The organism is Streptomyces griseorubiginosus (assembly GCF_001514195.1).
GTDB classification, from domain to species: domain Bacteria; phylum Actinomycetota; class Actinomycetes; order Streptomycetales; family Streptomycetaceae; genus Streptomyces; species Streptomyces griseorubiginosus.
In genome coordinates this window covers 1-25,173 of sequence record NZ_KQ948752.1, presented here as the reverse complement: position 1 = coordinate 25,173, position 25,173 = coordinate 1, and the positions used below count along the sequence as shown (strand labels likewise).

Here is a 25,173-nt window from a genome sequence, read left to right as displayed (position 1 = left end):
GCAGATATGCCTACGGACCGGAGTACCCGCATGACCGACCTGCCCGCCGCCACCCAGCGCTCCCGCGTCCGCGTCCCGCTGCGCTTCGGTGACGGCTACCGCGTGGACGCCGAACTCGTCACCTTCCACGGCCTGGCCGACGGACGGGAGCACCTCGCCGTCGTCCTCGGGGACCCCGCCCCCGGCACCGTCCCCCTGGTGCGCCTGCACTCCGAGTGCCTGACCGGGGACGTCTTCGGCTCCGCCCGCTGCGACTGCGGGCCCCAGCTGCGCGAGGCGGTCGAGCGGATAGCCGAGCGCGGCGGTGTGCTGCTGTATCTCCGCCAGGAGGGCCGCGGTATCGGCCTCTACAACAAGCTCGACGCGTACGCCCTTCAGGACCAGGGTCTCGACACCTACGCCGCCAACACCGCGCTGGGCCTGCCCGAGGACGCCCGGGACTACACGGCGGCCGCGCAGATGCTGACCGCCCTCGGGATCGACGAGGTCGACCTCCTCTCCAACAACCCCGACAAGGCGGGCCAGTTGAGGGACCTGGGGATCGGCGTCCACGACCGTGTCCCCACGGGGGTGTTCACCACCGCCCACAACGTCCGCTACCTGCGCGCGAAGGTCCTCCAGACCCAGCACACGCTGCCGCTGGGGGAGTTGACGGAGCTCGGGGTCGGCTGAGCGTCACGGGAGTGCGGTGACCACCGGCCCGCCGCACCGTCCGCCCGTCACGCGTGTACGCGGACGCCCAGGTCGTCCCGCCGGATCTCCAGCACCTGGCGGTGCGGCAACACCCGCCACGCCCCGTCCGGTTGGGGCACCCCGCTCGACGCGACGAGCACCCGGTCGCCGTCCGCCCGGTACCGCAGCCGGAAGAAGTCGGGCCCGCGCCGCCGGCTCACCTCGGAGTCCGGGTCCTCGTCGGCGTACGCGTACAGCGCCTCCTCGGTCAGCAGCAGGCAGTTCAGGCTCGCGAAGGACGCGCGGGCCCGGATGTCCGCCGCGGCCCGTGCGAGCGCGTCGACCGGGTCCTCGTCCCGCAGCAGCGTCCGCACCCGCAGGAAGAACCGCTCCGAGTCGGTGGACCCGCCCGCCGCCGCGAGCAGACCGGGGTCGATGAGCTCGTCGAGGGTGTCGTACGGCGAGAAGAAGCCGTTGTGCGCGAAGGCGAGGCCGCCCGCGGTGAACGGATGGGTGTTGCCCGGCACGACGGGCAGCCCGGGGCTCGCCATCCGCAGATGCAGCACGGCGGCATCGGCGTGCGTCCCGGCGAGGGCGTGCTCCCAGAGCCAGTCCCCGGCCGCCGATGCGATCCCCTTGACCACCCGTGGCCTGCCCCCGCCCGCCCCGGGCCAGGCGGCGATCCCCCACCCGTCACCGTGCTCCCGGCTCAACTCCGTGAAGGGAACGGTCAGTTCACCGAGGGCAGCGGCGAGCGGAAGAGGCGCGCGGGTGACCACGCCCAGGAGACGGCACATGGGCGTGACAGTACTAAGAGGCGCTGTCCTCGCTGTGGTCGCGGATCCAGTTCCGGTGCGCGTTGGAGCCCTCGCGGCCGGGCGAGAGCTTCAACACGGCTCCGCCGTCGATCTGCTCCAGGCTCGTGATCACGTACGGCGAGCCGGTGTGCACCGCAAGCCGTATGGCGCCGTTGGCGAACTCCGTCACCCGCAGAGTCCGGCCCCCGGAGAGCGGGACGTCCCGCTTGTCGATCTCCACCGGTCGCTCGTCGGCTGCCGTCATGGCCCCTCCTGGTTCGTTTGAGGACCGTCACGGTACGCCGACGGAGAGGGCCTGTTCCAGCCGTCCACCGGCGTGAAAGGGCAGGTCATGGGCGCTGCGCGGTAATGCGTGCAGGAGTCGCTCCCCGGATGGCGTATGCTGGTTTCACCGACGCGGGGTGGAGCAGCTCGGTAGCTCGCTGGGCTCATAACCCAGAGGTCGCAGGTTCAAATCCTGTCCCCGCTACTCACGGCTCAGGGCCGGAGTCCAGTCAATGGACTCCGGCCCTGAGCGTTTCCCGTAGCGCTCTCATGACCTGGCGTGAGCGGTCCGGTCAACTCGCCCGTTTTTTACCGGTGATGGGCCGTAAGTCCTGCGGGAATTTCGTTAATGATCAAGCGGAACAGCTTGGAATCGGACCCCCGGGTCTATTAACGTTCGATAACGCAGCGCGGTCGTCCCAGCCGTCACAAGAGACGGCTCCGTGCTCACGCGCCGAATTCCGCAAGGGAACCGGGGAACCACCACCTTGGGGTGAATCGCTCGTCTGCCGCCGTGGCCACACGGCGGGTATACGCGCGTAGGAGACCTTCCTGCTCCGAACCCGTCAGCTAACCCGGTAGGCGAGAAGGAAGGAAAGGAGCGCGCCCACGTGGCGTCCAACCCGCCTGCCCCCGAGGCCCCGCCCGTACCCCGCAGCACTCTCGTGTACGGCGGCTACCGCGCCGACGACGAGGCCCCCCTCGGCGAGTGGAACCCGACCGCGGACTCCCTCGCCCCGGTGCGAGGCCGGCACCGCGTGGCCAAGCAGCGCGGCGGCGGATTCGCCCGCAGCTCCACCGTCCTCGGCGTCGGTGTCATAGCCGCGGTCAGCGCCGGCGGCATGGCCAGCGCCAACACCGGCAAGCCGCCGGTCTCCATCTCGATGCCGGACCTGCCGAACGTCGGCTCGCTCATCTCGGACGACTCCGACTCCGGCGCCGACGACACCAGCGCGTTCAGCAGCGTCGGCACCACCACCGTCGATGCCGCCAAGGGCACCTCGGACGCCGGTGAGGCGCTGCGCTCGCGCATCCTCGCCCAGGCCGAGCGCCAGCAGGACCAGCTCGACACCAAGGCCGCCCAGGCCGTCGCCGAAGCCGCCCAGAAGGAGGCCGACGCGGCCGCCGCCAAGGCGGAGAAGGAAGCCCAGCAGCAGGCCGCCGCCGCGAAGAAGAAGGCGGAGGAGGCGGCCGCGAAGAAGGCCGAGGCCGCGCGCCTGGCCGAGCTCGCCAAGCAGTACACGCTGCCGACCTCGTCGTACACCATCACGGGGACCTTCGGTCAGGCCGGTTCGCTGTGGTCCTCCGGCTACCACACGGGCCTCGACTTCGCCGCCCCCACGGGCACGCTCATCAAGGCGATCCACAGCGGCACCGTCACGGAGGCCGGCTGGGCCGGTTCCTACGGCTACCGCACGATCCTCACCCTCGACGACGGCACCGAGCTGTGGTTCTGCCACCAGTCCTCGATCAGCGTCAGCGTGGGCCAGAAGGTCGGCACCGGTGACGTCATCGGCCGGGTGGGCGCCACCGGCAACGTGACCGGCGCGCACCTGCACCTCGAAGTCCACCCGGACGGTGCGGCGACCGGGATCGACCCGATGGCGTGGCTCCAGGGCAAGGGGCTCAACCCCTGAGACTCCCTAGACTCTCTGAGGTCCGGAGGGGCTAATTCCGCTTGTTTACGAGGACTTTGCGGCCGTAGCGGAAGGTCCTCGTCGGGTGGGGGCGTTGACGTATCACATGACTTCTCTCCGCAAGCTCGGCTCCTCCGACCTCGAGGTCTTCCCGCTCGCCCTCGGCGGCAACGTCTTCGGCTGGACCGCCGACGAGGCCACGTCCTTCGCCGTCCTCGACGCGTACACCGCCGCGGGCGGCAACTTCGTCGACACGGCCGACTCGTACTCCTCGTGGGTCGACGGCAACTCCGGCGGCGAGTCCGAGACGATCATCGGCAAGTGGCTGGCCGCCCGTGGCAACCGCGACGACGTCGTCATCGCCACGAAGGTCAGCCAGCACCCGGACTTCCCCGGGCTGACCGCCACCAACATCAAGGCCGCCGCCGACGCCTCCCTGAAGCGCCTCGGCACCGACCGCATCGACCTCTACTACACCCACTTCGACAAGACCGAGGTGCCGGTCGAGGAGATCATCGGCGCACTGGACGAGCTGGTGAAGGCGGGCAAGGTGCGCGCGATCGGCGCGTCCAACATCTCCGCCGCGCGGCTCTCGGAGTCCCTCGCCTTCTCCGACCGCGAGGGCCTGGCGCGCTATGTCGCCCTCCAGCCCCACTACAACCTGGTCTCCCGCGACACCTACGAGGGCGAACTCCAGGCCGTCGCCTCCCGGGCCGGCCTCGCCGCCGTGCCGTACTACGCCCTCGCGTCCGGATTCCTCACGGGCAAGTACCGCCCCGGTACGACGGTGGAGGGGGCGCGCGCGGCGGGAGCCGGCAAGCACCTCGACACCGACCGCGGCCGCAAGGTCCTCGCCGCCCTCGACGACATCGCCGAGTCCCACGCGGCCCCGGTCGCCACGATCGCCCTCGCCTGGCTCGCGGCCCAGCCGACGGTCACGGCCCCCATCGCCTCCGCCCGCACGGTGGAGCAGCTCCCGGCGCTGCTGGGGGTGGCGGACGTGACCCTGACGGAGGAGGAGCTGGGGCGTCTGACGGAGGCGTCGGCGTAAGGGGGACACGCCCGACCGACCCCGTCGGGCAGGGGGCGGGCCGGTTCGACCCTGTCGGCCTTCGGCGCAGCCCTCGCAACCCTTGCAGTCCTTGCAGTCCTTGCAGTCCTTGCAGTCCTCCGTAGTCCTTGCAGTCCTTGCAGCCCTACGTCCGATACGGGTTGTACGCGGGATACGGCGTCGGCTGGATGGGCTGGGACTGGACCGGCTGTACCGGCTGGTGCTGGACCGGCAGTGCGGGGTGGCCCGGCTGGGGCGGGTAGCCGTACACCCCGTACACGCCATACCCCCCGTACCCCGGCCAGGGCGGCGCGGCCACCGGCGGGGCCGTCACCCGGGCGGCATGGTCGAGGGCCGGCCGGGCCACCTCCCGGCGCCGCCACAGCTCCTGGAGCAGCTCCCGCTCCCGTACGACGAAGTCCCCGTTCGCCCGGCCGAGCCGCCCCCGCCGCCGTAGGAAAGCGAGCGAGGTCGCGTACGCCTCGTACTGCGCCACCGCCCGCCCCGCGGGCCGCCCGCCGAACTGCCGGCGCGCGTACTCCCGCGCCACCCGCCGTGCCCGCATCGAGCCGAGTGCGTACGGCTCGACCGGTGTCAGCCAGCCGGTCGCGGCGTAGGCGGGCAGCTCCTCGCGGACGGTCTTCAGCTCCCGCTGCCGCGTCCAGATCACCAGCCAGGTCAGCAGCGCGAACGCCGGCACCATGAACATCGCGTACACCGCGAAGAAGCCGTACTCCCCGAACGTCGACGAGCCGTTCCACGTCGCGTGCATGCCCATCGCGAGCAGCAGTCCGGACAGCGGGAAGAGCACCCGCCGGATGTGCTGGCGTTCCGCCGAGAGCGCGGAGATGCCGAAGCCGATGCCGGTGAGGACGGTGAACAGGGGGTGCGCGAACGGTGACATCACCACGCGCACGAAGAAGGTCGCGGCGGTGACGGAGGCGATGCCGCGGTCGCCGGTCAGCTGGTCGGTGCCGAAGGCGGTGCCGAGGTAGAGGATGTTCTCGGTGAACGCGAACCCGGTCGCAGTGATCCCGGCTATCACTACCCCGTCCACGATCCCGGTGAAGTCCCGTCTGCGGAACAGGAACACGAGCAGTACGGCGGCCGCCTTCGCCGACTCCTCGACGATCGGGGCTATCACCGTCGCGCCGAGGGTGTCCGCTCCGGACGGGTCCGCGGTCGCCGTCGCTATCCACTTCGTGGCGAAGCTGTTGGCGATGATCGCTATCAGCGCGGCCGCGCAGGCGCCCCAGGCGAACGCGAACAGCAGATTGCGCCAAGGGCCCGGCTCGACCCGGTCGAGCCAGCGGAACGCGGCAATGAGCAGCGGTACCGGCAGGACGGCGAGCCCCAGACCGACCAGGAAGCCCTCGCTGCCGGTCTGTTGACGCACCAGCGCGAGGATGACGAGCCCGGACAGCGCGAGAAGCGTGATCAGGGCGCCGTAGCGCACCCACTTCCGCTGCCACCAGTGCGCATGCCGCAGCGGGGCACCACCGGTGGGCTCACCGGAGTACGTCGGATACGGGGGAATGGTGGCCACGGCATCGACCTTAACGAGACGGAGGCACCGCCCGCAGCCGGGCTGGAACCTAGGCGCCGGAGGGGGACTGGTCGGTTCGGTCGCCGTGCTGTACGCGGCGGAACAGCAGGTCGTTCACGACATGTCCCTTCTCCAGTCCCTGGCCCTCGAAACGGGTCAGCGGCCGGAAGTCGGGACGCGGCGCGAATCCGCCGTCGGCCTGGGTGTTCTCGAAGTCGGGGTGCGCGGTGAGCACGTCCAGCATCTGTTCGGCGTACGGCTCCCAGTCGGTCGCGCAGTGCAGCAGCGCGCCGGGCCGAAGCCGGGTCGCGGCCAGGTCCAGGAACTCCGGCTGGATCAGCCGCCGCTTGTGGTGCCGCTTCTTGGGCCAGGGGTCCGGGAAGTAGACGCGCAGCCCGTCGAGCGCGTCCTCGGCGAGCATCTCGCGCAGGAGGATGATCGCGTCGCCGTTGCCGACCCGGACGTTGGTCAGCTGCTGCTGTTCGGCGAGGTTGAGCAGGTTGCCCTGGCCGGGGGTGTGCACGTCGACGGCGAGGATGTTGGTGCCGGGGTCAGCGGCGGCCATCCGCGCGGTGGCCTCGCCCATCCCGAACCCGATCTCCAGCACGACGGGGTGGTCGTTGCCGAACATCTCGCCGAGGTCGAGGACCCGCCGCCCGTCGATGTCGAGCCCCCACGTGGGCCACAGCCGCTGCAACGCGTCGGCCTGTCCCGCGGTCACCCGGCTGCGGCGCGGCTGGAAACTGCGGATCCGCCGCTCGAAGTGCGACCCCGCGGGGTCCGGGCTGGGACCGTCGGGAAACCGCGGCTCCCCCTTGCCCCGGGTGTGCCGCACGGAGACACCGGGGGTGTGCGGGGTGGAGTCGCCGGAGTCGACGGCGTCGGGAGCGTTGAGGGAATCAGACACAGTGGGGCCGATTTTACGTGAACCCGGCCCTGTGGGGTCCGGGGCGGGCCCCGGCCCGAATCGGAGCCCGTGCGCCGCTCCCCTCACACGCCCCGCAACGCCTCCAGTGCCCGCCGGGCCACCTCGCGCCCGATCGGCAGCGAGGCCGTCGCCGCCGGTGAGGGCGCGTTCAGCACATGCACCGCCCGGGCCCCCTCCCTGATCAGGAAGTCGTCGACCAGCGTGCCGTCCCGGAGCACCGCCTGGGCGCGCACGCCCGCGGGCGAGGGCACCAGATCGTCCGCGTTCGCCGCCGGCAGCAGCCGCCGCACGGCCGTGGTGAAGGCCCGCCGGGACACCGATCTGTGCAGCTCACCGGTGCCGTACCGCCAGTGCCGCCGCGCTATCTGCCACGACCCCGGCCATGCCAGCGTCGCGCCGAGCTCCCGGGGCCGCACGACACTCCAGTCGTACCCCTCCCGGGCCAGCGCCGGCACCGCGTTGGGTCCGATGTGGACGCTTCCGTCGATCCCGCGGGTGAGATGCACGCCGAGGAACGGGAACGCCGGGTCCGGCACCGGATAGACCAGCCCTCGCACCAGCTCGGGCCGCGCCAGCGTGTAGTACTCGCCTCGGAACGGCACGATCCGCATCTGCGGGTCGTCCCCGGTCAGCCGGGCGATCTCGTCGCAGTGCAGCCCGGCGCAGTTCACCAGCACCTTCCCGCGCACCACCTCGCCGGTGCCGGTGAGCACGGCCACCCCGAGCTCGGGCCGCCGGTCGATGCGCCGCACCTCGGCGCCGTAGCGGATCTCCGCCCCGGACGCCTCGGCCAGCTGCCGGGCGACCCCGACGAAGTCGCAGATCCCGGTGGTGCCAACGTGTATGGCGGCCAGGCCCTCCACCTCGGGTTCGTACTCGGCGATCTGGGCGGCGCCCAGCTCCCGCACCGGGATGCCGTTCTCCCGGCCGCGCTGGACCAGGCCGTGCAGCCTGGGCAGCTCGTCGCGCTCGGTCGCCACGATCAGCTTGCCGGTGACGGCATGGGCGATGCCGTACTCCGCGCAGAACTTGACCATCTCGGCGGCCCCGCGCACGGCGTACCGCGCCTTGAGCGATCCGGGGCGGTAGTAGATCCCGCTGTGGATCACCCCGCTGTTGCGCCCTGTCTGATGCCGGGCGGGTCCGCTCTCCTTCTCCAGCACGGTGACCCGTGTCCCCGGCGCGGCCCGCGTGATCGCGTACGCCGTCGACAGTCCGACGATGCCCCCACCGATCACGAGCACGTCACAGTCGTAAGCGATCCCCGACGGCACCTGCACCACCTCCCACCTCGATAGTGCACTGCGCCACTGACAGTCGCTTCAAACGCGGGACGTGGTGCTGCTCTCCTTGACTTATGCCGGGGCCATGAGCAAGGGCCGGGCCCGCTCGCGCAGCTCCACCACCCGGGGCTCGTCGCCGTACGGCTCCAGCCGGTGCAGGAGGTCCTTCACGTACTCCGTCGTGCGCGCCGAGGAGATCCGGCCGGCCACCTCCACCGCCCGTACGCCCTGCTCGCAGGCCGCGTCGAGATTGCCCGACTCGAGCTCCGCGACCGCCGAGACGACCAGCCGCAGCCCGTGCGAGCGCACGAACTCCTCCGTCGGCTTCGACAGTGCCTGCTCGGTGAACCGCCGCACCTGACGCGGCGCCTTCAGATCCCGGTAGCACTCGGCCGCGTCCGCGGCGAACCGGTCGTAGGAGTAGAACCCGAGCCAGGACGGGTCGTTGTCCCCCTCCCGGGAGCGCTCCAGCCAGCCCTCGGCCGCCTTCAGGGCCGCCCCGGCCGCCGCCGCGTCCCCCGCACGCGCGTGTGCCCGGGCCTCGACGAGCCGGAAGAAGCTCATGGTGCGGGCGGTCGCGAGTCCACGGTTGCGCTCCAGCGCGGCCTGCGCGAGGTCGACGCCCTCGTCACCGAAGCCCCGGTAGGTCGCCTGCAACGACATCGACGCCAGCACATACCCGCCGAGCGGTACGTCGGCCGCCGCGCGGGCCAGCCGCAGCGCCTGGATGTAGTACCGCTGGGCCGCCTCCTGCTGACCGGTGTCGAAGGCCATCCAGCCCGCGAGCCGGGTGAGCTCGGCGGACGCCCCGAACAGCGCCCGGCCCACCTCGTCGGAGTACGAGCCGAGCAGCAGGGGTGCCGCCTCCACCCGTAAGCACTCCGGCACCATGGACGAACGCCAGTCGCCGCCTCCGTACTTGGAGTCCCAGCGCCTGGCGTCGTCGGCGGCCTCCCGCAGCTTCTGCACATCGCTGTGGCCGACTTTGAGCGGTGCGCCGGAGCCCTCGGAGTGGTTCGTCTCCCGCGCGACCGAACTGTCGGCCGGGGTTATCAGCCACCGTGAGGCGGGCGTTGCGTATGCGCTCACTGCGAACGAACCGGCGAGGGACTGCCAGATGCCGCCGGTGCCGGCCCGGCGGCCCGCGAGGTCCAGTCGGTAGAGCTCGGTGGCCGACCTGACGGCCTGTCCGACGTCCCTGGGGAAGGCGAGGCCCACCTCGGGTGCGGGGTCCGCGTCCGCCAGGCCGATCTCGTGGAGCGGCACCGGGCGGCCGAGCTTCTGGCCGATGGCGGCCGCGATGAGGTGCGGCGCGGCGCCCTGCGGCACCATGCCCTTCGACACCCAGCGCGCCACCGACGTCTTGTCGTAGCGAAGTGTCAACCCGCGTTGGGCGCCAAGATCGTTGACGCGACGCGCGAGTCCTGCGTTGCTGATTCCCGCGAGGGCGAGAACGGCGCCGAGCTTTTCGTTCGGCCCGCGTTGCTCCCTGGACATGCGCCACCCCTCGACACAGACGGCTGCCGCGCTGGCATAACCACGCGGCATTCGTAAACCCAGCGTAGTTCGCCGCATCCCAAGCGTTAAGGGGCATTGTTCCGGATGGCGGGATTGTGGTCCGTACTGAAGTACGGGTCCGATACGCGCAGTTGCGTCGTGCTCCGGCCGTGTGGCCGTGCGCCCGTGTGTGCGCTCTTCTCCGGCCATGGGTGGAGCGCTTCGATGGATGCTGCGTGGGTCGGCCCGCTGTACTGGATCCAGTGGGCTGGGGGACACCGCCGCCTACATCCCCGCGGGCGGCGGAACGGCCCGGGGGGCGAAGTGGCGTCTCCCGGGCTGCGCGCCTGTCGTGCGGCGCGCGGGCTGTGTACGGAGCGTGCGCGAGCCTGTCCTCATGGCGTCGATTTGGCCGAAAACCGACCCCCGTTCTCCCGGGCCATCAGCCCTCCCACCATGGCAGTTGAGGGCGCGTTAGGTGTGATGGGGGAGCGTATCGGGGGCGCATTCACGTCGCGCACCACCTGCTCCGCGCGGGTCCCCGCAGGCGTACGCGGGTGGTCACAGGGGCGCGTTCCCCGTATCCCGAGCGGCTCCACCGGCCCTCCGTCAGGCGTCCTTCATGGCAGCATGGTGACCGGTTCGAACGGTGCACTGGTTGTCCACAGCCTGTGGAGGCGTCGATGCGGTGGTTGGTGGGATGGAGCAGCACCGCCGCGGGTGTCTCCGAAATCGGTGCGGCGGGGGCGACCGGAGGCGACGGCGAGACCGTGCACCCGGTGGGGTCCCACCTCCTGTGGGGCGACCCGGACCCGCTGTGGGCGGTCGGCGACTGGCGGCCCGACGAGGTGCGCGTGGTGACGGTCGACGCGCAGACCCGGATCGCGGTCTTCGGTATCTGCGGAGCCTCCGACGAACAACTGCGGGTGGGACTGCTCGCCGCGCGCGGAGGGGCACTTCGGCATCTGACGGCCTGGCCGGGCGCCTACACCGCGGTGGTCCAGGTGGGCCGCCGGATCACCGTGTGCGGCGATCTGGCGGGCGCGCGACCGGTGTTCCACACCCCCTGGGCCGGCGGCACGGCCTACGCGACCGCGGCCCTGCCCCTCGCCGACCTCATCGAGGCCAACCTCGACTTCGGGCACCTCGCCGCCCTGCTCGCCGCCCCCGACGTGCCGGCCGCGCTGCACGACTCCACCCCCTACGAGGGCGTCCGGCGCATTCCGCCGGGGCACGCGCTGATCCTGCGCAACGGCGCCCGCGAGATCGCCGGGTACGAGCCGGTCGCCTCCCTCGCCGTCGCCGCGCCCACCGCCGACGCGGACAGCGCGGTCGACGGCGTACGGGACGCGCTCGTCGAGGCGGTGCGGGCCAGGCTCTCCGCGCCCCGGCACGTGCCCGACATCGACCCCGGCCCGGTGCCCGGCATGGGCCCCGCCGAACGGCGTGCCGCGCGCGGGATGCCGGCGCCCGGCATCGGGGCCGACCTGTCCGGTGGCCCCGCCTCCGGGACGCTGGCGCTGCTGGCCGCCGGACTGCCCGGAAGGCCCGGAACCGTGCTGGGACACGGCACGGGCGCCGGTGAGCGGCTGCTCGCGGTCACCTTCAACGACCTTGCGGTGGGCGGGAGGGAGGCCGAGCTCCAGCGGGCGGGAACGCTCGCTGCCAACCCCCGTCTGCATCACGTGGTGGTGACCGGCGGTGAGGAGACCCTCCCCTACGCCGAGCTGGACGGGCCGCTGACGGACGAACCCGGGGCGACCCTGGTCACGGCCGCCCGGCACCGGGCCAGGCTGGCGGCGGGCAGCGCGGACCACTTCACGGGGTACGGGGCCCGGCAGGTGCTGGACGCCCATCCGGCGCGCCTGGCCGACCTGTTGATGGACCGCAAGCGGCGCCATCTGGTCCGCCCGGTGGCCGCGCTGGCGAAGGCGGACGGCTCGGTGTTCGTCCCCGCGCGCGTGTACGGTGCGGCGCGACGGCTGGCCCGTACGCCGTACCGGGCCGGCCTGGAGATGCTGGCCGACCGGCTCATGCACCAGCGTTTCGACGAACCCGGGGGTGCGGTGGGGGCGTCCCTCGCCGCGCTCACCTGGGCCAGACCGGGGCCGGCGGCGCGGTGGCTGACGGGGGAGGCGCTCGCTGAAGTATCGGTTCGCCTCCAGGGGGCGACGCAGCGCTCCGGGGTCGGTCCAGGTCAGCATCCCGGCGACTTCCGCGCGCGTGCGGCGCTCACGCGGCACGCTTCGGATCTGCGGGTCCTGGAGCAGGCCGCGGAGATCCGGTCGCAGCGGCTGCACGCGCCGTTCCTGGACAACCAGGTGGTGCGGGCGTGCCGGGCCCTGCCCGAGGCGCTGCGGGTCCAGCCGGGGGCGCGGGCCGAGATCCTCCGTACGGTGCTGGAGGGGGCGGGGGTCTCCGACCTGCCCCCCGGTTGGGGCGCACCCTCGCACGCCTCCTCGGCGGCGGCGACCCGGACGGGGCTGCGGGTGGCGGCGGACTCGCTGATGTCGCTGTTCGGGACGCCGTTGCTGGCGCAGGCGGGGCTGGTGGAGGCGCGGGTGGTGCGCAAGGCGCTGCGGGGGGCGGCGGAGGGCGAACCGCTCCCGCTGGACGGGCTGGCCGACCTGGTCTCGCTGGAGCTGTGGCTGGGACGGCTGCTGGCCCGCCGGGGGACGTGCTGGACGGGGACGCCGGCGCGGGCTCGGGCGGTGCCGGGGGGGATTCGGGGGGCGCGCGGAGCGTTGGCCTCCGGCGGTTGAGCCGTTTTTGTCTGCGGCTTGGTGGGGGCGGGCGTTTTGCGCAGTTCCCCGCGCCCCTGGGGGCCTGCGGCGGCCTCTTGCGGTCCGGTGGGGCCGTGCGTAGCGCGTTCCGTCCGGTGGGTGGGTCGGTGCCGGGGTGGGGGGTATCCGTCCTCGGTCCGGCGGCTCGGTCTCTCGGTCAGTTCTCGGCTCCGGACGCCGGACGCTGCGGGCGGACACCCCCCACCCCGTCCCCTGCCCGCCGTACGCGGCCAACGGCCCGGGGAGAGCGGGGCGCGCGGCGAATGGGTCCGGTGGGGGCGGGCGCAGCGGCTGACGGTCCGGTGAGGGGCGAGTGCGGCGGCTGACGGTTCCGTCGTGGCGCAGGTGGACTGCAACTCCCCAGGGGCGCGGGGAACTGCGCGACCAGCCACGACGGACCCGCACCCGCCGAACAACCGAACCCGGCACCTCCTCAGGGGCGCGGGGAACTGCGCGACCAGCAACGACCTACCTGCACCCGCCCTACAACCGCACCCGGCACCCCCATAGGCACCCGCTCCCACCAAGAACCCGGTGACAATGAGCCCGTGCGGTACAGGATTCTGGGTGTTACTCAGGCGATGGACGACGACGGCGCCGAAATACCTCTGGGCGGCCCCCGTGTCCGCGCACTGCTTGCTGCGCTCGCCCTCAGGCCCGGGCGGGCCGTGCGTGCGGAGGGGCTGGTCGATGAGGTGTGGGCGGAGGAGCCGCCGCAGGACGCCCCGGCCGCGCTCCAGGCTCTCGTCGGGCGGCTTCGGCGGGCCGTCGGCAGGGACGTGGTCGTTTCCGGGCCGGGGGGCTACCTGCTGGCCGCCCATGGCGATGACGTGGACCTGCATGTCTTCGAGCGGCTTGTGCGGGAGGGCACGGACGCGCTGGCCCACGGCGACCCGCGTACCGCAGCGCGGAAGCTCAGCGACGCCCTCGCCCTGTGGCGCGGTCCCGCTCTCGCCGACCTCTCCGACCGCACCGCCGCCACCCGGCCGGAGGCACTGCGGCTGGAGGCCACCCGGGCCAGGATCGAGGCGGATCTGCTGCTCGGCCGCGCCCAGCACGTCGTACCGGAGCTGAAGGAGCTGAGCGGGGCGCACCCGTACGACGAGCGGTTGTACGGCCTGTTGATACGCGCGCTGCGGGACAGCGGGCGGGGTGCCGACGCCCTCGCCGTCTACGAGGGCGGTCGGCGGGCGCTTGCCGAGGGGCTGGGGACCGATCCGGGGCCCGAGTTGCGGGCCCTGCACACCGAGTTGCTCGGGGCCCCGGCCGGTCGTCCTCGTGCCGAACCCACCGGCAACATCCGTCCGCGGCTTACCTCTTTCGTGGGCCGGGAACCCGAACTCGACGCCATCCGTTCCGAATTGCACAGGGCCCGCCTCGTCACCCTCACCGGACCGGGCGGCTCCGGAAAGACCCGTCTCGCCGAGGAGGCCGCCGCCGGGCTCCCGCAGGCGTGGCTGGTCGAGCTCGCCCCGCTCGACCGGCCGGAGGCGGTGCCCGGCGCGGTGGTCAGCGCGCTCGGTCTGCGCGAGACCGTGCTCATGACCACCGAGTTGACGGCCCCGCAGGACGACCCGCTCGCCCTGCTCGTCGAGTACTGCGCCCCGCGCAGCCTGCTCCTGATCCTTGACAACTGCGAACATGTCATCGAGGCCGCCGCCCAGCTCGCGGAGACCCTCCTCACCCGCTGCCCCGGCCTCACCGTCCTCGCCACCAGCCGGGAGCCCCTGGGCGTGCCGGGTGAGTCGGTGCGACCCGTCGAGCCCCTCCTTCCCGACCAGGCGGGCCATCTGTTCGCCGAGCGCGCCGCCGCCGTCCGTCCCGACGCGGCCGGCGTGCTCGCCGACGAGGAGTCGGTCGCCGAGATCTGCCGGCGGCTCGACGGGCTGCCCCTCGGTATCGAGCTGGCCGCGGCCCGGCTGCGGATGCTGACGCCACGGCAGATCGCCGACCGGCTCGACGACCGGTTCCGGCTGCTGACCTCCGGCAGCCGTACCGTCCTGCCCCGGCAGCAGACCCTGCGGGCCGTCGTCGACTGGTCTTGGGACCTGCTCGACGAGCGGGAGCGGACGTTCCTGCGCGAGGTGTCCGTCTTCGCGGGCGGCTGGGACCTGGAGGCCGCGGAGGCGGTGTGCGGCGGGCCTTCCGCCGAACTCCTCGGGGCGCTGGTGGACAAGTCCCTGGTCGTGGCGGTCCCGTGGCAGGGGGACGGCCATGACGGCATGCGCTACCGCCTGCTGGAGACCATCCACGAGTACGCCGTCGAGCGCGCCGCCGAGTCCCCCGCGCTGCGTGCCGCGGCCGAGCACCGGCACCGCGCGTGGGTGCGCGCACTGGTCGAGGAGGCCGAACCCCGGCTGCGGTCCGCCGACCAGCTTCCCTGGATCGCCCGCCTGGAGACCGAACTCGACAACATCCGCGCCGCCCTCGACCGGGCGATCGCGGCGGGCGAGGACGCGGAGGCCTCGGCCGTGGCCCTCGCCATGGGCTGGTTCTGGTGGCTGCGCAACTACCGCCGCGAAGGCATGTCCTGGGTGGCCCGGGTGCTCGACCCCGGGGCAACCCCGGAGGGCGGGGGTCTGATCGACGCCTTCCTCGCCGCACCGCGCGCGGAGACACCCGTCCGGTTGAACCTCCGCATGCTGCACCTCTTCCTCAGCGCCGAGACGGAGCCCATCGACGCCCGCCTGGACCCGCGCCTGCACCGCTACGTCAGTGCCGTGCGCGACCACTTCGAGCCGGGTGGCCCCGACGCGGCCCGGCTGCCCGGCATGATCTGGCCCCTGGTGGGCGTGATGCTCGGAGACCACACGGACATCCGCCCCCTCATGGAGGTCGCCGTCGCCAACTGCCGTGCCCACGGCGACGACTGGTCCGTGGCCGTCACGCTGATGTTCCGCACGCACATGATCGTCGACTCCCCGGGCGGCATGGCCGGTGTGGACGACGACCTGGCGGAGCTGCGCACGCTCAGCCGCCGCGTGGGCGACCGCTGGCTCCGCGCCCAGGTCAGCAGCGCGGCCGGTGAGGCGGCCATGGCCCGGGGCCGCGCGGCGGCGGCCAAGGAGGAGTACGAGACGGCGCTCCAGCTCGCCTACGAGGTGGGGGCGTACGCCGAGACCCCGTTCCTCATCGCCCGGCTCGCCGAGGTCGCGTACCGCACGGGCGACCGTACGACCGCGCTGGCCACCCTGGAGGAGGCGAGCGACGCGGGACACCGGTACGGCGTCCCGGAGACCCGGGCGTTCGTGCGGCTCCTGCGGGCCCACATGGCGCTGGACGACAAGGACCCCGCACGCGCGCGTGCGCTGGTGGACGAGGTCCGCGCGGAGCTGGGGCAGGTGGCGCCACCGCACCAGTTCACGGTGATGCTGAACTCGGTCGACGCGATGGTGACGGCCGAGGAGTCGGGCCCGGACCACGGGCTGCCCCTGCTGGCCGACACCGTCCGCGAGGCGATCGACAAGAAGTGCGCCGACGCGGTGCTCGCGATGCTCATGGACGCTGCGGCTGTCCTGCTGTGCGATCTCGGCGACCTCCCCCGCGCGGTCCGGCTGATCGCCGCCGCCGCGCGTCGACGGGGCGGCGATCCGCGTCCGTACCCCGAACGCGTGCACGTGGAGCGCACCGAGACCGCCGCCCGCACCGGCCTGGGACCCGTGCGCTACGCGGCCGAGCACACCCGGGGCGCCGACCTCACCGCGGACGGGGTCCTGGCCGAACTCGGCGAGGCGGTCGAGGCGCGGCGCGCTAGGAGCAGCTGAACTTCGACTCGGCCCAGTCCGCGAGCATGAGGTCGTCGAGGTGGCTGTGCGGCTCGACCACCAGCCGTACGGTGTCGTGTCCCGCGAGGTTCACATGGACGGGCACGGCCGGGTCCCCGCCCTCGACCAGGCCGGACCTCCACAGCCGGACCCCGTCGGCGTAGACGGAGAAGCGGACCTTGCCGAGGCCCAGTGTCATGTCGTCGACGCCGACCATCGCGTCGTAGGACGAGCACGCGCGGTTGAGGTCGATCGTGACGGAGGAGCGTCCGTGCACGGTCACGCCGTGGGTGTACCGGCTGCCGGCGATCGAGACGCCGTAGCGCTGCCACACCCAACTGCTCTCGCCGATCCGCATCTCGGGCCCGCTGCCGTCGCCGGAGACGTCGTAGGCCAGGTCGCTCCACTGGTAGACGGTCGGTGGCGGCGGGGGAGCCGGGGGCGGGGTCGGTGTCGGGGTGGGGGTCGGGGTCGAAGGGGGTTTCGGTGTGGGTGTGGGTGTCGGTTTCGGGGCGGGGGGCTGTGGGGACGTGAGGGTGGCCCTCGGGGTTGGGGTGGGCGAGGAGGCGGCGGGCGCCGGGGTCGGGGTGGCCGCGACGGGGAGCAGCGGGGGATCCGGCTCGGGCGTGCTCGGGGTGGGGGCGGGTTCGGCCGGTTCGACGGCCGGTGCGGAGGCGGGCGGCTTGGCGTCCGGCTTCCGCGGGGGGCTGTGGTCGCCGATCAGCGCGAGCGCCACCGCGGCGGTGGCCACCGCGACGACACCGGCCGCGATACCGGCCTTCACCGGCGCGCCGAGACCCTCCGAGGCCGCGGCGCCGCCGGCGCCCGCCCCGCCCGAGGAGCCGCCGCTCGCCGCGGCGGCCGCGCCCGCGGCACCGGCCGCCCCGGCCCCACCGGCGATGAGCCCGAGGGCCTTGGCGTACCCGGCGGCCCCGAACCAGCCGATGACCGCGAGCGGTACGACGGCCGGGATGCCCCCGGCGACTTCCTTGATCTGGCCCGCGGCCAGCCGGCACTTGGCGCACTCCTCCAGGTGCTTGCGCAGCCCGCGTTCGGCCCTGGTGCGCAGGCTTCCGCGGGCGTAGGCGCCGAGCCGGTCGGCGTAGCGGGCGCACTCCTCGTCGCCGGCGAGGCTGGCGCTGACGTGGGCCTGGAGGTAGGCCTGCTTGAGGCCCTCGCGGGCCCGGCTGGCCAGTACACGCGTGCCGTTGGCGTCGAGCCCGAAGAGGACGGCGACCTCGCTCGGCGACTCGTCCTCCACCTCGGTGTGCCACAGCACGGCCTGCCAGCGCTCGGGCAGCGACCGGAAGGCCTGCATGGCCATGGACTGCTCGGCTTCGTGCATCGCCCGCACATCGGCGCCCAGGTCCAGGGTGTCCTGGTCGGAGACCTCGGACGTGCGCGCGGCCTGGGCGGCGAACACCGCGAAGTCGTCGACGAGTTGCTCGCGCTTCGCCGACTTCGTCCAGCCGGCGGCGACGCGCCGGACGCTGGTGAGCAGGTAGGCGCGTACGGCGTGTTCGGGGCCGTGGCCGCGGCGGACGGCCTGGAGCATGCGGGCGAAGACCTCGGCGGTGAGGTCGTCGGCGGTGTGGGCGTCGCGGCAGCAGGTGCGGGCGTAGCGGCGCACGGCTTCCGCGTGGCGCCGGTAGAGCGCCTCGTACGCCGAGTCGTCGCCCGCGCGCATCCGCTCGATCAGATCGGCGTCGGACGGTGTCGTCTCGCGGGGCGGGGGCGGCAGGACGCTGCCGTCCTCGCGCCGGTCGCGCTGAGTCGGCACGCTGCCCTCGACGGGTTCCCCGCCCTGGGCCGGGATGCCGCCCTGGGGGACGCCGTGCGGAAGCCCCGACTGCGGGATGCCGGCCCGGCTGCCCTGGCCGGGCACCTGTGGGGTGCCTCCGGCCCGGCCACCGGCTTCCTCGTCGCCCTCACCGTGGGGCTCGTTCCGCCCGTCAACGCTCATCGCGGAATGCCCCCGCCGCCGGCCCAACCAGTCCCGAACACCGGGTCAGAGTGCCATATCGACTTTTAGTCAGTAGGGCACAGTGCTTCGCATCCACTCGTCCGTGGGGTTTTCCGGCGATCCAGTACTAGCTTTCACCCGTTCGGGGAATGCTCAACTGTCCTGCGTCGGACGGAAGTTGGGCGGGATGCCGGAATCGGACAGGAATGTTCCGAGGGGCGGCCGACGATCCGGCCGCACCCCCGTCGTCACCTTGACGCGTCACGCCGGCCGGGAGCGCAGTCCCTCCAGCAGGATGTCCAGCAGCCGTGCCGAGGCCGCCGCCTGCTGCGCCGCGTCCGGCAGCGAGGGCGCCGCGGTCGCGATCACCAGCAGCACGTCCGACACCGACACGTCGGTCCGCAGCTCGCCGGCTGCACGCGCGCGGTCCACGAGCCGGCCCACGACCTCCAGCAGCGCCGCCGCCCCGGCGTCGTCGTCCCCGGAGCCCAGCGGGCTCTCCTCCGGAACGAGCCGCAGCTCGCCGGAGCCCGGGGTGGTCCGCTGCTGCGGCACCCGCGCCTCGTCGTAGCCGTCGCCCTCGTCGACCCCGACCCGCAGCACCTGCGGCGGCAGCAGCCGCCCGGCGCCCGAGGCGACCGAGGTGCGCAGGAAGCGCGACAGGGCCGACCACGGCTCGTCCTCCTGCCCGAGCGCCGCCCGGGCCTGGTCGGTGAGCCGGGAGGTCTCCTCCTCGGCTATCCGCCGGACCAGGACGTCCTTGCTCGGGAAGCGCCGGTACACGGTGCCGACACCCACCCGGGCGCGCCGTGCCACGTCCTCCATCGGCGCGCCGTAGCCCAGCTCGCCGAAGACCTCGCGAGCCGCGCGCAGTACGTGCTCCAGATTGCGCTGTGCGTCCACGCGCAACGGGGTCGAACGCGAGCCCTCGCGTCCGTTGCCCGCCGCGCTCATCGTCGAGCCCATCGCGCCACCCATCGCCCCGCCACCGGGTGCGATGGCGGACGCGGTAGACCAATGAGAGTCCTGAATGTGCATAAATGTTCCCCCGGTAATGACGTCTCCCCCCGGAGACTCTCCCCGCCATCGAAAGCCGGAGCGAGCGGAACAAGCTCGTTTCGCGAGTCCGCCCGTCGCGGACCCGGAGCGCATCCCCCTACACCCCGTCGACACACGAACATAGTTGAGCGGGGGTCAATTCAGAAGGGGCACGTTCCGCACGGAGCGCCCCCCGATCGGAGTACGAGTGCCAAACGCCCCGATTGCACCCCCTCCACCCGCCCGGCGCACACCCCTTGACCTGCGATCCTTCCGCGCACTCCGGAAATTCGGCCAACCCGGCGCGCCGACGGACTCCGGTCACACAAATTGTCGAGGCTGTGGACAAACTCAAGCGGCGGGTGCGTCATGGGATGGTGAAGGAACGTGCGCGCATTCTGGTTGTCGGCGGTGGCTACGTCGGGATGTACACGGCCCTGCGGCTGCAACGGAAGCTGAAACGGGAACTGGACCGGGCCGAGGCCGAGATCACCCTCGTCACGCCCGACCCGTACATGACCTATCAGCCGTTCCTGCCCGAGGCGGCCGCCGGGTCGATCTCCCCCCGCCATGTCGTCGTACCGCTGCGCCGCGTCCTCGACCGCTGCCGGATCCTCGTCGGCGAGGTCACCGCGATCGACCACGCCAAGCGCACGGCCTCCGTGACCACCCTCGCCACCGAGGAGGAGCGCACCGGCGGCGAGCAGCTGTCGTACGACGAACTCGTCCTCGCCCCCGGTTCGATCGCGCGCACCCTGCCGATCCCGGGACTCGCCGACCACGGCATCGGGTTCAAGACGGTCGAGGAGGCCATCGGCCTGCGCAACCACGTGATCGAGCAGATGGACATCGCCTCCTCCACCCGCGACCCCGCGATCCGCGACGCGGCCCTCACCTTCGTCTTCGTCGGCGGCGGCTACGCGGGCGTGGAGGCGCTCGGCGAGCTGGAGGACATGGCCCGCTACACCGCGCGGTACTACCACAACGTCCGCCCCGAGGACATGAAGTGGATCCTGGTGGAGGCCACCGGCCGCATCCTCCCCGAGGTCGGCGAGGAGATGGGCCGCTACACGGTCAGCGAACTGCGCCGCCGCAACATCGACGTACGGCTGAACACCCGCCTGGAGTCCTGCGTGGACCGCGTCGTCGTCCTCAGCGACGGCAACCGCTTCCCCACCCGTACGGTCGTGTGGACCGCCGGCGTCAAGCCCAGCCCGCTCCTCGCCGCCACCGACCTCCCGCTCACCGAGCGGGGCCGGCTGAAGTGCACCGCCCAGCTCACCGTGGAGGGCGTCACGCACGCGTGGGCCGCCGGAGACGCGGCCGCCGTCCCCGACGTCACCGCCGACGAGCCCGGCAAGGAGACCGCGCCCAACGCCCAGCACGCCGTACGCCAGGCCAAGGTCCTCGGCGACAACATCGTGCACGCCCTGCGCGGCGAACCCCTGGAGACGTACGCGCACGCGTACGTCGGTTCCGTGGCCTCCCTGGGCCTCCACAAGGGTGTCGCGCAGGTCTACGGGCGCAAGCTGAAGGGCTACCCTGCCTGGTTCATGCACCGCGTCTACCACCTCAGCAGGGTGCCCACCTTCAACCGCAAGGCCCGTGTCCTCGCCGAGTGGACCCTGTCGGGGCTCTTCAAGCGGGAGATCGTCTCGCTCGGTTCACTCGAACATCCCCGGGCGGAGTTCGAACTCGCGGCCGGTGGAAAGCCTCCTCATGACCCTGTGAACGACCCGAAGGGGTCGTCCTGACCGGACCGAGGAACTCCACGAACCGCCCCGGCGTCTGACGGATGTCGACCCGGTCGGCCTCCTGACACACTGATGCCCGTCCTCGGACGGGCAGCCGCCCGCCCCTCGAACCCAAGAGGTCTTCCCACCGTGCTGCACCCCCGGGCTGCCGTCCCCAGCCCACCGGCCGGGCCCGGAGCCGGCCCGAAGACGCCGAAGACGACGACACGAGGCAAGGATTCGTGAACTTCACGCGCTGGAGCGCCCGCCTCCCCGGAACGCAGCGCCGCGCCGCAGCGCGGACCGACGACCTGGTCACCGAGGACCGCCTGAGCGAGGGCGCGGTCCCCGCGGCCCGCGCCGAACAACTCACCGTGCCGATCCCCGCCGTCGACGAACTCCCCGTCCGCGAGGTCCTCGACCGCGTCCCCGCCCTCGTCGCCCTCGTCCACGGCCCCGATCACCGCCTCGCCTACGTCAACGACGCCTATGTGGTCGCCTTCGGCCTGCGCTCGCCCGGCGCACCGGCCCGCGAAGCACTCCCCGAACTCGACGAGATCGGCCTCCTCCCGCTCCTCGACCAGGTCCTGCGCAGCGGCAAGCCCCGCACGGTCAAGTCCCGCAAGGCCCCCGACGGCCGCTCCTACACCTTCACCTGCACCCCGGTCACCGAGGGAGACGGCGGCGTACTCGTCTTCGCCACCGACGTCACCGACCACGCCGAGGCCGCCGAGCGCCTCAGAGCCAGCGAGCGCCGCCAGCGCGAAACCGCCGTCACCCTCCAGCGCAGCCTGCTCCCCCAGGAACTCGAACAACCGGACGACCTCCGTATCGCCGCCACCTACCACCCCGGCGGCACCGAGGCCGCGGTCGGCGGCGACTGGTACGACGTCATCACCCTCGGCGGCGGCCGCACCGCCCTCGTCATCGGCGACGTCATGGGCCGCGGGGTCCGCGCCGCCGCGGTCATGGGCCAACTCCGCACCGCCGTACGGGCGTACGCCCGCCTCGACCTGCCCCCGCACGAGGTGCTCCAGCTCCTCGACGGCCTGGCCACGGAGATCGACGCCAACCAGATCGCCACCTGCGTGTACGCCATCCACGACCCGAACGAGGGGAAGCTGGTCTACGCCTCGGCCGGCCATCTGCCGATCCTGGTCCGCGACGAGACCGGCACCGTCCTGCGCGCCGACGAACCCACCGGCCCGCCGCTCGGCACCGGCGGCTGGATGCACGCCTCCGGCTCCATCCCCCTCGGCCCCGGCTCCACGGCCGTGCTGTACACCGACGGCCTGGTCGAGCGCCGCAACGAGGACCTGGACGAGGGCATCGCGGCCCTCGAACGGGCCCTGGCCGGCGCGACCGGCACCCCTCAGGTGATGTGCGACCGCCTGATCCGCTCGGCCGGCGTCACCGCGGAACACGACGACGACGTCGCCGTCATGGTCCTCCAGCACCCCGCCCACACCGGCCCCCAGGGCGAGCTCTTCCGCAACGCCGGCCTCGAACTGCTGGGCGGAGTCGAGGCGGCCCCACGCGCGCGTGCGTTCGCCTCCGGCGTGCTGACGAGCTGGCGGTTCCCGGTCGAGCTGCACGACCTGGGCGTGCTGGCGGTGAGCGAACTGGTCGCCAATTCCCTTCAGCACGGCACCCCACCCATGCGGCTGCGGCTCCGCCGCACCGACCGGCGCCTGATCGTCGAGGTGACGGACGGGGACGACCATCTGCCCCGGCGCCGGAGAGCCGAAGCGGGCGACGAGTCGGGCCGCGGGATCGCGATCGTGGCGACCATCGCGTCGAACTGGGGGTCGCGGAGGACGCCGGGTGGGGGGAAGGCGGTCTGGTGCGAGTTCGTGCTGCCGAAGGGGGCCACGCCGTAGGGGTGCCTGATCGATGCCGGGCGCGGGTGCGTCGTGGCTGGTCGCGCAGTTCCCCGCGCCCCTGGGTGGGTTGCAGTCAGGCGGCAATCGACTGGGACTGCGCTCCGCCCTGCGCCACTACCCGGCTCTTCCTCAGCGACGGCTGGTTCTGGAGCGGGGTCAGCTGCTTGCCCAGGCGTATCGCCAGGTAGCTGATGCCCAGCGAGAACAGCAGGAACGTCACGATGTACGGCGCGTGCAGGGAGGCTCCGAGCGGGCCGCCCACCGCCGGGCCGACCGCCAGAGCCAGCTGCTTCACCAGGGCGAAGGCCGAGTTGTACTGGCCCGCCATGCCCTCCGGAGCCAGATCGGCGACCAGCGGGGCGACGGTCGGGGACAGCATCGCCTCACCCAGGCCGAACAGCGCGTACGTCGACACGAACGCGGCCGTGGCCATCTCCTGGCTGCCGTGGCCGAGGCCCGCGTACCCCGCGGTGAGCCACGCGATCGCCCAGATGACGCCGACCGCCGCGATCACCCGCGTGCGCCTGCGCCGCTCCACGAACTTCAGCACGGCGAACTGCGCGACCACGATCATCGCGGTGTTCGCGGCCAGGGCCGTGCCCAGCGCGGAGGTGGAGATGCCGGCGGCCTCGACGCCGTACGCGCTCAGGCCGGACTCGAACTGGCCGTAGCAGGCGAAGAACAGCACGAAGCCCAGCACGCACAGCTGCACCATGGCCCGGTTCCCGAGAAGCTGCTTCCAGCTGGCCTTGGCGGACCGGCAAGGCGCGTCCTGGATCCGCGGCGAGTGCGGCAGTCGCAGAGTCGTCATCACGACCACCAGCAGCAGGAACATCGCTGCCTCGATCGCGAAGAGCAGCGTGAAGGACGCGGGGCTCGACGTGTCGACGAGATGGCCGCCTATGAGACCGCCGACGCCGAGCCCGAGGTTCTGGAGGAAGAACTGCGTCGCGAAGGCACGCGAGCGGGTCTCCGCCGTGGAGCAGTCCACGATCATCGTCGCCAGCGCCGGCTGCATCACGGCCTGACCGGCCCCGAGCAGGGCCGCCGATGCCAGCACGGTCGGGGCGTGGGCCGAGAGGCCGAGACTCAACGACCCGACGGCCGCCGTGAGCAGGGCGGTGAGCAACACCGGCAGCGGGCCGCGCCGGACGATGGCCCGCCCGGCGAACGGCAGCACGACCAGTGCCGCCACGGCGAAGACGGCGAGGACGAGCCCCGCCGTCATGGCTCCCAGTCCACGCACCTGCGCCACATAGACGTACAGATACGGGACGGTGAAACCGAGCCCGAACGCGCTGAGTGCGTTGCCCACGTGGATCCGGCGCATCGCTGCGCCCATCGCCCTGGTCACGTTCACCTCTCTCACTAGTTAGGAGTGAAGACTTCAGAGTTAAAGTTCGAAGCTAAAGAGTACATAGCGAAGGACTTCAAGGCAAAGCATGCGCGTGCGATACTGCGCACATGGCCGAGACCCCTGGCGTCCCCGAGCCGACGCTCGACGAGCAGATCGCCGCCTATCAGCGCGAGTTCCAGGACCTCGACCCCCAGGTCGAGCAGATCGTCTCGGCGCTCTCCCGCCTCAACCGCCGTATGAACGTCGCCTACGGCCGTCAGACCGCCGACCTCGGCATCAGCAACGCCGAGTGGGAGGTCCTCAAGGCGCTCGTGCTCTCCGGCGCCCCCTACCGGATGGGCCCCAGCGATCTCGCCAAGCGGCTCGGCCTCACGCCGGCCGCGATGACCCACCGGATCGACCGCATGCACGCGCAGGGGCTGGTGACCCGAGAGCGGGACGAGACCAACCGGGTCCGGGTGATCGTGGAGCTGACCGCCGAGGGCCGCGAGAAGTGGCTGGAGGCGATGCGCCTCGCCACGGTCTTCGAGGAGGAGCTGCTCCAGGACCTTTCCGCCGAGGAGCGCAACACCTTGGGGGACGTCCTCACTCGGCTGCTGCGTAGGGTGGAGCACGCGCAGCCGGACGCCGGTGGGCGCCTCAGCGACCTCGACTGAAAAGATCTTGACAGCGGGTTCTTGACAGCCCCCTGCTGGATCCGTAGAGTTCTTCGGGTTGCCACGGGGCCGTAACGGTTCTGCGGCAGCACCTCCCGCCGCGAAAGCGGCCACTCAAACCATCAGAACGATCACCCAGCCGGGGTGAATTCGGCGTGCCCGAATTCAATTCGATTTGGGTGTGGCTCCTCGATTTGGGACCACAGCGAGAGTCCGCTAAGGTTTGAGACGTCGGAACGGCCCAACAGCCGGGAAGGCAAGCCCCGCTGACCGGGGATCAGGCCCGAAAGGATCTGATAG

The 25,173-nt window shown here is 72.4% G+C and carries 17 protein-coding genes, 1 tRNA gene and 1 riboswitch; of the genes, 9 read left to right on the top strand and 9 right to left on the bottom strand.

The window, feature by feature from the left end; genetic code table 11:
- Positions 1-30: 30 nt before the first annotated feature.
- The gene (locus AQJ54_RS42150; RefSeq protein ID WP_062246864.1) at positions 31-672 is read left to right on the top strand and encodes a GTP cyclohydrolase II; all 642 of its coding nucleotides are present in this window, start codon (positions 31-33) and stop codon (positions 670-672) included.
- A gap of 47 nt (positions 673-719) precedes the next feature.
- Here AQJ54_RS42150 and AQJ54_RS42145 read toward each other — a convergent pair whose 3' ends face one another.
- Together AQJ54_RS42145 and AQJ54_RS42140 are read right to left on the bottom strand one after the other, a co-directional pair.
- Positions 720-1,469: a class II glutamine amidotransferase gene (locus AQJ54_RS42145; RefSeq protein ID WP_062246862.1), complete on the bottom strand. Its 750-nt coding sequence runs from the start codon at positions 1,467-1,469 to the stop codon at positions 720-722.
- Between the two features lie 13 nt (positions 1,470-1,482).
- Positions 1,483-1,734, bottom strand: coding sequence for a hypothetical protein (locus AQJ54_RS42140; protein WP_062246860.1), 252 nt, complete (start codon positions 1,732-1,734; stop codon positions 1,483-1,485).
- A gap of 151 nt (positions 1,735-1,885) precedes the next feature.
- Between AQJ54_RS42140 and AQJ54_RS42135 the strand changes: the two genes are divergently transcribed.
- From AQJ54_RS42135 to AQJ54_RS42125, 3 genes are all read left to right on the top strand, one after another.
- Positions 1,886-1,959, top strand: a tRNA-Met gene (locus AQJ54_RS42135).
- 237 nt (positions 1,960-2,196) lie between these two features.
- Positions 2,197-2,354: riboswitch (cyclic di-AMP (ydaO/yuaA leader) on the top strand.
- 11 nt (positions 2,355-2,365) lie between these two features.
- Positions 2,366-3,391 (top strand): M23 family metallopeptidase, encoded by a 1,026-nt coding sequence (locus AQJ54_RS42130; protein ID WP_062025353.1) that lies wholly within the window; start codon positions 2,366-2,368, stop codon positions 3,389-3,391.
- A 106-nt stretch (positions 3,392-3,497) separates the two neighbouring features.
- The gene (locus AQJ54_RS42125; protein ID WP_062246858.1) at positions 3,498-4,442 is read left to right on the top strand and encodes an aldo/keto reductase; all 945 of its coding nucleotides are present in this window, start codon (positions 3,498-3,500) and stop codon (positions 4,440-4,442) included.
- Positions 4,443-4,587: 145 nt separating this feature from the next.
- Here the strand turns inward: AQJ54_RS42125 and AQJ54_RS42120 are convergent, their stop codons facing one another.
- From AQJ54_RS42120 to AQJ54_RS42105, 4 genes are all read right to left on the bottom strand, one after another.
- A complete protein-coding gene (locus AQJ54_RS42120) occupies positions 4,588-5,988 on the bottom strand; it encodes a PrsW family intramembrane metalloprotease (RefSeq protein WP_062246856.1) in 1,401 nt (466 codons plus the stop codon).
- A gap of 49 nt (positions 5,989-6,037) precedes the next feature.
- Complete coding sequence (trmB, locus tag AQJ54_RS42115) at positions 6,038-6,895, bottom strand: tRNA (guanosine(46)-N7)-methyltransferase TrmB (protein ID WP_062025347.1); 858 nt, start codon at positions 6,893-6,895, stop codon at positions 6,038-6,040.
- An 83-nt stretch (positions 6,896-6,978) separates the two neighbouring features.
- Positions 6,979-8,199 carry an L-2-hydroxyglutarate oxidase gene (gene lhgO, locus AQJ54_RS42110; RefSeq protein WP_062246854.1) on the bottom strand — a complete coding sequence of 407 codons (1,221 nt, stop codon included), beginning with the start codon at positions 8,197-8,199 and terminating at the stop codon, positions 6,979-6,981.
- Positions 8,200-8,271: 72 nt separating this feature from the next.
- Complete coding sequence (locus tag AQJ54_RS42105) at positions 8,272-9,696, bottom strand: NsdA family TPR-like regulatory protein (RefSeq protein ID WP_030319143.1); 1,425 nt, start codon at positions 9,694-9,696, stop codon at positions 8,272-8,274.
- 683 nt (positions 9,697-10,379) lie between these two features.
- On the opposite strand from AQJ54_RS42105, the gene AQJ54_RS42100 reads away from it, so the two are divergent.
- Together AQJ54_RS42100 and AQJ54_RS42095 are read left to right on the top strand one after the other, a co-directional pair.
- Complete coding sequence (locus AQJ54_RS42100) at positions 10,380-12,458, top strand: asparagine synthase-related protein (protein WP_062246851.1); 2,079 nt, start codon at positions 10,380-10,382, stop codon at positions 12,456-12,458.
- Between the two features lie 569 nt (positions 12,459-13,027).
- Positions 13,028-16,243 carry an ATP-binding protein gene (locus tag AQJ54_RS42095; RefSeq protein ID WP_079070317.1) on the top strand — a complete coding sequence of 1,072 codons (3,216 nt, stop codon included), beginning with the start codon at positions 13,028-13,030 and terminating at the stop codon, positions 16,241-16,243.
- Here the strand turns inward: AQJ54_RS42095 and AQJ54_RS42090 are convergent.
- Entirely contained in the window at positions 16,230-18,206 is a 1,977-nt protein-coding gene (locus AQJ54_RS42090) for a sigma-70 family RNA polymerase sigma factor (RefSeq protein WP_062246847.1), read from the bottom strand. The two genes, AQJ54_RS42095 and AQJ54_RS42090, sit on opposite strands and share 14 nt — an antisense overlap.
- 261 nt (positions 18,207-18,467) lie before the next feature.
- Positions 18,468-19,244 (bottom strand): TetR/AcrR family transcriptional regulator, encoded by a 777-nt coding sequence (locus AQJ54_RS42085; protein WP_079070316.1) that lies wholly within the window; start codon positions 19,242-19,244, stop codon positions 18,468-18,470.
- A 374-nt stretch (positions 19,245-19,618) separates the two neighbouring features.
- Between AQJ54_RS42085 and AQJ54_RS42080 the strand changes: the two genes are divergently transcribed.
- Both AQJ54_RS42080 and AQJ54_RS42075 read left to right on the top strand, forming a co-directional pair.
- Positions 19,619-20,998, top strand: a complete 1,380-nt coding sequence (locus AQJ54_RS42080; RefSeq protein WP_062246845.1) for an NAD(P)/FAD-dependent oxidoreductase — start codon at positions 19,619-19,621, stop codon at positions 20,996-20,998.
- Positions 20,999-21,219: 221 nt separating this feature from the next.
- Positions 21,220-22,857 (top strand): ATP-binding SpoIIE family protein phosphatase, encoded by a 1,638-nt coding sequence (locus AQJ54_RS42075; RefSeq protein ID WP_062025335.1) that lies wholly within the window; start codon positions 21,220-21,222, stop codon positions 22,855-22,857.
- A 76-nt stretch (positions 22,858-22,933) separates the two neighbouring features.
- Here the strand turns inward: AQJ54_RS42075 and AQJ54_RS42070 are convergent, their stop codons facing one another.
- Positions 22,934-24,202 (bottom strand): MFS transporter, encoded by a 1,269-nt coding sequence (locus AQJ54_RS42070; RefSeq protein ID WP_062246911.1) that lies wholly within the window; start codon positions 24,200-24,202, stop codon positions 22,934-22,936.
- A 122-nt stretch (positions 24,203-24,324) separates the two neighbouring features.
- Between AQJ54_RS42070 and AQJ54_RS42065 the strand changes: the two genes are divergently transcribed.
- Positions 24,325-24,873 carry a MarR family winged helix-turn-helix transcriptional regulator gene (locus tag AQJ54_RS42065; protein ID WP_062025334.1) on the top strand — a complete coding sequence of 183 codons (549 nt, stop codon included), beginning with the start codon at positions 24,325-24,327 and terminating at the stop codon, positions 24,871-24,873.
- Positions 24,874-25,173 lie beyond the last annotated feature (300 nt).

Excerpts from the sequence above, each read along its gene's own strand:
- AQJ54_RS42150 (WP_062246864.1), top strand. The coding sequence starts at position 31 with ATGACCGACCTGCCCGCCGCCACCCAGCGCTCCCGCGTCCGCGTCCCG.
- AQJ54_RS42145 (WP_062246862.1), bottom strand. The coding sequence starts at position 1,469 with ATGTGCCGTCTCCTGGGCGTGGTCACCCGCGCGCCTCTTCCGCTCGCC.
- AQJ54_RS42140 (WP_062246860.1), bottom strand. The coding sequence starts at position 1,734 with ATGACGGCAGCCGACGAGCGACCGGTGGAGATCGACAAGCGGGACGTC.
- AQJ54_RS42125 (WP_062246858.1), top strand. The coding sequence starts at position 3,498 with ATGACTTCTCTCCGCAAGCTCGGCTCCTCCGACCTCGAGGTCTTCCCG.
- AQJ54_RS42105 (WP_030319143.1), bottom strand. The coding sequence starts at position 9,696 with ATGTCCAGGGAGCAACGCGGGCCGAACGAAAAGCTCGGCGCCGTTCTC.
- AQJ54_RS42100 (WP_062246851.1), top strand. The coding sequence starts at position 10,380 with ATGCGGTGGTTGGTGGGATGGAGCAGCACCGCCGCGGGTGTCTCCGAA.
- AQJ54_RS42090 (WP_062246847.1), bottom strand. The coding sequence starts at position 18,206 with ATGAGCGTTGACGGGCGGAACGAGCCCCACGGTGAGGGCGACGAGGAA.
- AQJ54_RS42085 (WP_079070316.1), bottom strand. The coding sequence starts at position 19,244 with ATGCACATTCAGGACTCTCATTGGTCTACCGCGTCCGCCATCGCACCC.
- AQJ54_RS42080 (WP_062246845.1), top strand. The coding sequence starts at position 19,619 with ATGGTGAAGGAACGTGCGCGCATTCTGGTTGTCGGCGGTGGCTACGTC.
- AQJ54_RS42070 (WP_062246911.1), bottom strand. The coding sequence starts at position 24,202 with ATGGGCGCAGCGATGCGCCGGATCCACGTGGGCAACGCACTCAGCGCG.
- AQJ54_RS42065 (WP_062025334.1), top strand. The coding sequence starts at position 24,325 with ATGGCCGAGACCCCTGGCGTCCCCGAGCCGACGCTCGACGAGCAGATC.